At 70.9% G+C, this 6503-nt stretch carries 6 protein-coding genes; 4 read left to right on the top strand and 2 right to left on the bottom strand.

Annotated features, from left to right (window positions below; translation table 11 throughout):
- Nucleotides 1-158 precede the first annotated feature (158 nt).
- Nucleotides 159-1808 (bottom strand): chaperonin GroEL, encoded by a 1650-nt coding sequence (gene groL / locus AC2CHE_RS21725; protein ID WP_484506709.1) that lies wholly within the window; start codon nt 1806-1808, stop codon nt 159-161.
- A gap of 76 nt (nt 1809-1884) precedes the next feature.
- A complete protein-coding gene (groES, locus tag AC2CHE_RS21730) occupies nt 1885-2199 on the bottom strand; it encodes a co-chaperone GroES (RefSeq protein ID WP_484506710.1) in 315 nt (104 codons plus the stop codon).
- Between the two features lie 370 nt (nt 2200-2569).
- On the opposite strand from groES, the gene AC2CHE_RS21735 reads away from it, so the two are divergent.
- The 4 genes from AC2CHE_RS21735 (at nt 2570) to AC2CHE_RS21750 (ending at nt 6380) form a co-directional block, all read left to right on the top strand.
- Nucleotides 2570-3370 carry a helix-turn-helix domain-containing protein gene (locus AC2CHE_RS21735; RefSeq protein WP_484506711.1) on the top strand — a complete coding sequence of 267 codons (801 nt, stop codon included), beginning with the start codon at nt 2570-2572 and terminating at the stop codon, nt 3368-3370.
- Entirely contained in the window at nt 3361-3546 is a 186-nt protein-coding gene (locus AC2CHE_RS21740) for a DUF397 domain-containing protein (RefSeq protein ID WP_484506712.1), read from the top strand. The genes AC2CHE_RS21735 and AC2CHE_RS21740 overlap by 10 nt, the downstream gene beginning before the upstream one ends.
- 278 nt (nt 3547-3824) lie before the next feature.
- On the top strand, nt 3825-5078 hold the full coding sequence (locus AC2CHE_RS21745; protein ID WP_484506715.1) for a THUMP-like domain-containing protein: 1254 nt from the start codon (nt 3825-3827) through the stop codon (nt 5076-5078).
- 207 nt (nt 5079-5285) lie between these two features.
- The gene (locus tag AC2CHE_RS21750; RefSeq protein WP_484506713.1) at nt 5286-6380 is read left to right on the top strand and encodes a sugar ABC transporter substrate-binding protein; all 1095 of its coding nucleotides are present in this window, start codon (nt 5286-5288) and stop codon (nt 6378-6380) included.
- Nucleotides 6381-6503 lie beyond the last annotated feature (123 nt).

Raw genomic sequence — 6503 nt, forward strand, 5'->3', positions numbered from 1 at the left:
CCGGACACGACCGACGCCAGCCCCGGACACGACCGGCGTCACCGCCGACCGCTGGGCACGACCGGTGCCGGGGCCGGGCACGACGACCGCTCCGACGCAAAGCGCGTGGGGGGCACCGCCTCGTCGACGGTGCCCCCCACGTCCGGCGTACGGCAGGGTCAGAAGCCCGGGCCGTGCTGGTGGCTGTGACCGTGGCCGTGCGAGTGACCGTGGCCACCCGCGGCGGGCTCCGGCTCGGCCGGCTTCTCCACCACGAGGCTCTCGGTGGTGAGCAGCAGACCGGCGATCGACGCGGCGTTGGTGACCGCGTTGCGGGTCACCTTCACCGGGTCGATGATGCCGGACTTGGTCAGGTCGACGTACTCGCCGACGGCGGCGTCGAGGCCGTGGCCCCAGTCGCTGCCGGCGACCTTCTGCACGACCACGTAGCCGTCGTGGCCGGCGTTCTGGGCGATCCAGCGCAGCGGCTCGACAAGTGCCTTACGCACGATCGACACGCCGACCTTCTCGTCGCCGGTGAAGCCGAGGTCGTCGTCGAGCACCGACAGGATCTGCGCCAGGGCGGCGCCGCCGCCGGGCACCGTACCCTCCTCGACCGCGGCCTTGGTCGCGGCGATGGCGTCCTCGATGCGGTGCTTGCGCTCCTTCATCTCGACCTCGGTGGCCGCGCCGACCTTGACCACCGCGATGCCACCGGAGAGCTTGGCCAGCCGCTCGGCGAGCTTCTCCCGGTCCCACTCGGAGTCCGAGGCCTCGATCTCCTTGCGGATCTGGGCCACCCGGTCGGCGACCTCGCCGCTCCGGCCACCGCCGTCGACGACGGTGGTGTTCTCCTTGTCGACCACGATGCGGCGGGCGCTGCCCAGCACCTCCAGGCCGACCTGGTCGAGCTTGTAGCCCAGCTCCGGGGCGACCAGCTCGGCGCCGGTGAGGATCGCCATGTCCTGCAGCATCGCCTTGCGGCGGTCGCCGAACCCGGGCGCCTTGACCGCGCAGACCTTGATGGTCTTGCGGATGGCGTTGACCACCAGGGTCGACAGCGCCTGACCCTCGACGTCCTCGGCGATGATGAGCAGCGGCTTGTTGTTCTGGAGAACCTTCTCCAGCAGCGGCAGCAGCTCCTCGATCGCGGAGATCTTCTGCGTGGTGATCAGGATGTACGCGTCCTCCAGGACGGACTCCTGCGACTCCACGTCGGTGACGAAGTTCGGCGAGATGAAGCCCTTGTCGAACTGGAGGCCCTCGGTGACGTCCAGCTCGGTGCGCAGGGCGGAGCCTTCCTCGACGGTGATCACACCGTCGCGGCCGACCTTCTCCATCGCCTCGGCGATCAGCTCACCGATGGTGGCGTCCTGCGCCGAGATCGTCGCGACGTGCGCGACCGACTTCTTGTCGGAGACCTCGACGGCCTTGTCGAGCAGCGCCTCGGAGACCTTGGTGGCGGCGGCGTCGATGCCCCGCTTGAGGCCGGCCGGGTTGGCGCCCGCGGTGACGTTGCGCAGGCCCTCGCGGACCATGGCCTGGGCGAGCACGGTCGCGGTGGTGGTCCCGTCGCCGGCGACGTCGTTGGTCTTGGTCGCCACCTCCTTGACCAGCTGCGCGCCGAGGTTCTCGTAGGGGTTGGTGAGCTCGATCTCCTTGGCGATGGTCACGCCATCGTTGGTGATCGTCGGCACACCGAATTTCTTGTCGAGGACGACGTTGCGCCCGCGCGGCCCGAGGGTGACCTTGACCGCGTCAGCGAGCGCGTTGACACCGTGCTCCAGCAGGTGCCGGGCGTCGTCCGAGAAGCTCAGGATCTTCGCCATGAATGTCCCTTCGAAGCGACGTTGCCCCGGCCCGGCGAACCGGACCGGGGCAACGACACTGATCGGTCTGTCTTACTTACTTCTCGATGACCGCGAGGACGTCGCGGGCGGAGAGCACCAGGTACTCCTCGCCGGCGTACTTGACCTCGGTGCCGCCGTACTTCGAGTAGAGAACGGTGTCGCCGACGGAGACGTCGATCGGCACGCGGTTGCCCTTGTCGTCGATCCGGCCCGGGCCGACAGCGAGGACGGTGCCCTCCTGCGGCTTCTCCTTGGCGGTTTCGGGGATCACGATGCCCGAGGCGGTGGTGGTCTCGGCCTCGTTCGCCTGGACCACGATGCGGTCCTCGAGCGGCTTGATCGCAACCTTGGTCGCGGTAGTCACGGGCATACCCTCCTGGGGTACTTGGTTTCGTTGCCGATCGGCATGCCGACCGGCGTCAATTGCCACATGCCACCGGGCGGGGCCGTCGTCGCGGGTGCCGGTCCGCCTGGCGTTCAACCCCCGGACACCAGGGCCCGAAGGTTGGCACCCTCAGGGTGAGAGTGCTAATCGCAGGTTATTCCTCGGCTAGCACTCCGTCAAGGAGAGTGCCAATCCGCCGCCCTCGTGTCGCCGCCTCTCAGCACCCGCGTCGCCACTTTTCCCACACTGTTCCGCAGTCCTTCGCCAGCGTTGACCGCAACACGCCGACAGTCACTTCCCCGCCGGACGGCCGACCCTTACTCTCCGGCGCGACAACGTCACGGAGGGCAGACGCATGGCGGACGTACCAACCCTGGGGTTCCTGCGCGACCAGTTACGCCGGGCCCGCAAGGTGCGCGGGCTCAGCCAGGAGGAGCTGAGCAAGATGATCAACTACTCCCCGTCGGCGGTGAGCGCGATGGAGATCGGCCCGAACCAACTCAGCGCCGACTACCTAACCCGGTTCGACAGGGTGCTGGAAACCGGTGGTCTCTTCATCGGGATGCTGGAGCTGATCCGGCTGCACGCCGAGCCGGACTGGTTCCGGCCGTGGGGCGAGATCGAGCGGGAGGCGGTCGCGCTGCGCTGGTACGACCCGGCCGTGGTGCCGGGTCTGCTCCAGACCGAGGCGTACGCCCGGGCGATGCTCCGGGCCGGTCCGCCGCTGACCGACGAGCAGATCGAGAAGCGGGTGCTGGCCCGGATGGCCCGGCAGGAGGTGCTCGCCCGCGAGGAGCCACCGCAGCTCGTGGCGGTGCTCGACGAGCAGGTGCTGCGCCGGCAGGTCGGCGAGCGCGCGACCATGCGCGAGCAACTGGAACACCTGCGCAGCCTCGCCGACCGCCCACACGTCCAGGTGCGGATCGTGCCGGCCGAGACCCCGTGGTACATCGGACTCAACGGCCCTTTCGTGCTGGCCCGGCTGGCCGACGGCACCGAGGTGGCGCACCTGGACAACCAGCTCCGGGGGCACACAGTGGACAGCCCGAACGACCTTGCCGCCCTGGGGCGACACTGGGAGACTGTGGCCGGTGAGGCGCTGCCACACCGGCAGTCCGCCCGCCTGATCGAGGAAGTGGCGAAGTCATGGACCTGACCCGTGCCACCTGGCGCAAGTCCTCCCGCAGCAACAGCAACGGCGGCGCCTGCGTCGAGGTCGCCGACAACCTGCCCGGCCTGGTCGCCGTGCGCGACAGCAAGGACCCGGCCGGCCCGGCACTCACCTTCACCCCCGCCGCCTGGCGCGCCTTCATCACCACCCACACCCGCTAGACCCGACCCGGACGCCGCGTCCGCCCGCGCCGCGCGCCCGGCAACCGCCTCCGGCCCAACTCGGCTCGGCCCGAATCGGCTCGGGCTGCCGAGTTGCCCGCCCTTGGCCCCACGGGTCTGCGCGCTTGCCCCCCGCGGGTGTGCGCGCGGGTTGCGGCATGACGCGCCCTCCCGCCGACGTGAAGGCCCGAGATGCCGCGAGTCGCGACCGGCATGCCGGCGAGGGGCCGGCCTGGGCCTCGGGCGGGGCGGACAGGGGCGGGCGGAAGAATGGGCTTGTGGATCTGGAGCAGTTCGGCGCGTTGCGTACGCCCGAGGGGTCGGCCGCGCTCGACGCGGCGGCCCGGGTGGCCGGCGGTGATCCACTGGCCGCGTCGGTGGCGCTGCGCTCGGCCGGGGTGCCCGGCGGGCTCGCGGCGGCAGCACTGACCCAGGCCGAGCTGCGCCGCCGGGCGACCGGCAAGTTCGGGCCGGCGGCGGCCGGCATGTTCTTCACCCGGCCGGGGCTGGAGCAGGCCACCCGGCGGGTCGTCGCCGATCGGCGAGCCCGGCGGCTGCGCGCCGCCGGGGTGCGCACGCTGGCCGACCTGGGCTGCGGGCTGGGCGCCGACGCGCTCGCCGCCGCCCGCGCCGGCATCCGGGTGTACGCGGTGGAGGCCGATCCGCTCACCGCCGCGCTGGCCGAGGCGAACGCCCACGCCGCCGGGCTGGCCGACCTGGTCACCGTCGAATGTGGTGACGCGACGGCGTTCGACGTGACCCGGGTCGAGGCGGTCTTCTGCGATCCGGCCCGACGCCGGGCCGGTACCGGTCGCCGGATCTTCGACCCGAACTCGTATTCGCCGCCGTGGGACTTCGTGACCGGCCTGGCCGCGCGGGTGCCGCGCACGGTGGTGAAGGTCGCGCCGGGGATCGACCACACGCTGATCCCGCCCGGCGCGGAGGCGGAGTGGGTGAGCGTCGACGGCGACCTGGTCGAGGCGGCCCTCTGGTGCGGCGAACTGGCCGAGGTCCCCCGCCGCTCGACCGTGCTGAAGGAGGTGCCTCCGGTTGACACCACAGGTGGAGCAGCGGCCCCCGTCCAAGACCCGCAGGACCGCCCCGACGGCCCGGCGACGTACCAGCTGACCGGAACGGGGGCGCGCGAGGCGCCGGTCGGGGCGGTGCGGCGCTTCGTGTACGACCCGGATCCGGCGGTGGTCCGCGCGCACCTGATCGCCGAGTTGGCTGCCGACCTGAACGCCACCCTTGCCGACCCGACCATCGCCTACCTCTACGCCGACACGGCCCAGCGCACGCCGTACGCCCGCAGCCTGGAGGTGACCGACGTGCTGCCGTTCTCTCTCAAGCGGCTGCGGGCGCTGCTGCGGGAACGGCGGGTCGGCCGGGTGGAGATCCTCAAGCGCGGCTCCGCGCTTGAGCCCGAGCGGCTCCGGCGCGACCTGCGGCTGGCCGGGGACCAGCCGGCCAGCCTGGTGCTCACCCGGGTCGCCGCCGCCCCGACGGTCCTGGTCTGCCGCCCGATGGCCTGAACCCGAACGCCGGGACCACCGACCCGGACAACGGGGTCGTCGCAGGCACGGTGGCGGCCAGGTGTCGCTGGCGTTGCTGAATTGTTACCGCCGGCAACAAACTCGTGACCGGCGCACCCTTGTGCTGGCCTTGTGACGCGGAATACGTTGCCGGGCACAACAAAACAAAACACCGACACCCTTCCCACCCTCGAAAGGACCCTGCACATGCGCAAGGGCTTCCTCGCCGTCGGCACCGTTGGCCTGCTGGCCCTCGGCAGCCTGACGGCCTGTGGCGACGAGTCCGGCGGCGACCAGGCCGGCTCCGACGTGACCCCGAAGATCGGCGTGATCCTGCCGGACAGCAAGTCCTCCGCCCGCTGGGAGGGCGCTGACCGCAAGTTCCTCCAGGCTGCCTTCGAGGCTGCCGGCGTCGAGTCCGACATTCAGAACGCCCAGGGTGACAAGACCCAGTTCCAGACCATCGCCGACCAGATGATCACGAGCGGCGTCACCGCGCTGATGATCGTCAACCTGGACTCCGGCACCGGCAAGGCCGTCCTCGACAAGGCCAAGTCGCAGGGCGTCGCCACCATCGACTACGACCGCCTCACCCTCGGCGGCTCGGCGGAGTACTACGTCAGCTTCGACAACGAGGCCGTCGGCAAGCTCCAGGGCGAGGGCCTCGTCAAGTGCCTCACCGACGCGAAGGTGCAGAAGCCGGGGATCGCCTACCTGAACGGCTCGCCGACCGACAACAACGCCACCCTGTTCAAGAACGGCTACGACTCGGTGCTCAAGCCGAAGTTCGACTCCGGCGAGTACACCCAGGTCGCCGACGACTCGGTGCCGGACTGGGACAACGCCCAGGCCGCCACCATCTTCGAGCAGCAGATGACGAAGGCCGGTGGCAAGATCGACGGTGTGCTGGCCGCCAACGACGGCCTCGGCAACGCCGCCATCTCGGTGCTGAAGAAGAACCGGCTCAACGGCAAGGTCCCGGTGACCGGCCAGGACGCCACCCCGCAGGGCCTGCAGAACATCCTCGCCGGCGACCAGTGCATGACCGTCTACAAGGCGATCAAGAAGGAAGCCGACGCCGCCGCCGAGCTGGCCATCTCGCTGGCCAAGGGCGAGCGTAAGGAGACCGGCCAGACCGTCACCGACCCGGAGGGCGGCCGCGACGTGCCGTCCGTCCTGCTCACCCCGCAGGCGATCTACAAGGAGAACGTCAAGGACGTCATCGCCGACGGTTTCGTGACCAAGGACGAGGTCTGCACCGGCAACTTCGCCGAGCTCTGCACCGAAGCGGGCATCAGCTGACCTCACCCGCCTAGGGGGGGGGGGGGGGGGGGGGGGGGGGGGGGGGGGGGGGGGGGGGGGGGGGGGGGGGGGGGGGGGGGGGGGGCGGGGGGCGGCGGGGTTTCTCAAACTGAGCTGACAGAG

The organism is Micromonospora sp. ATLC16 (assembly GCF_057196645.1).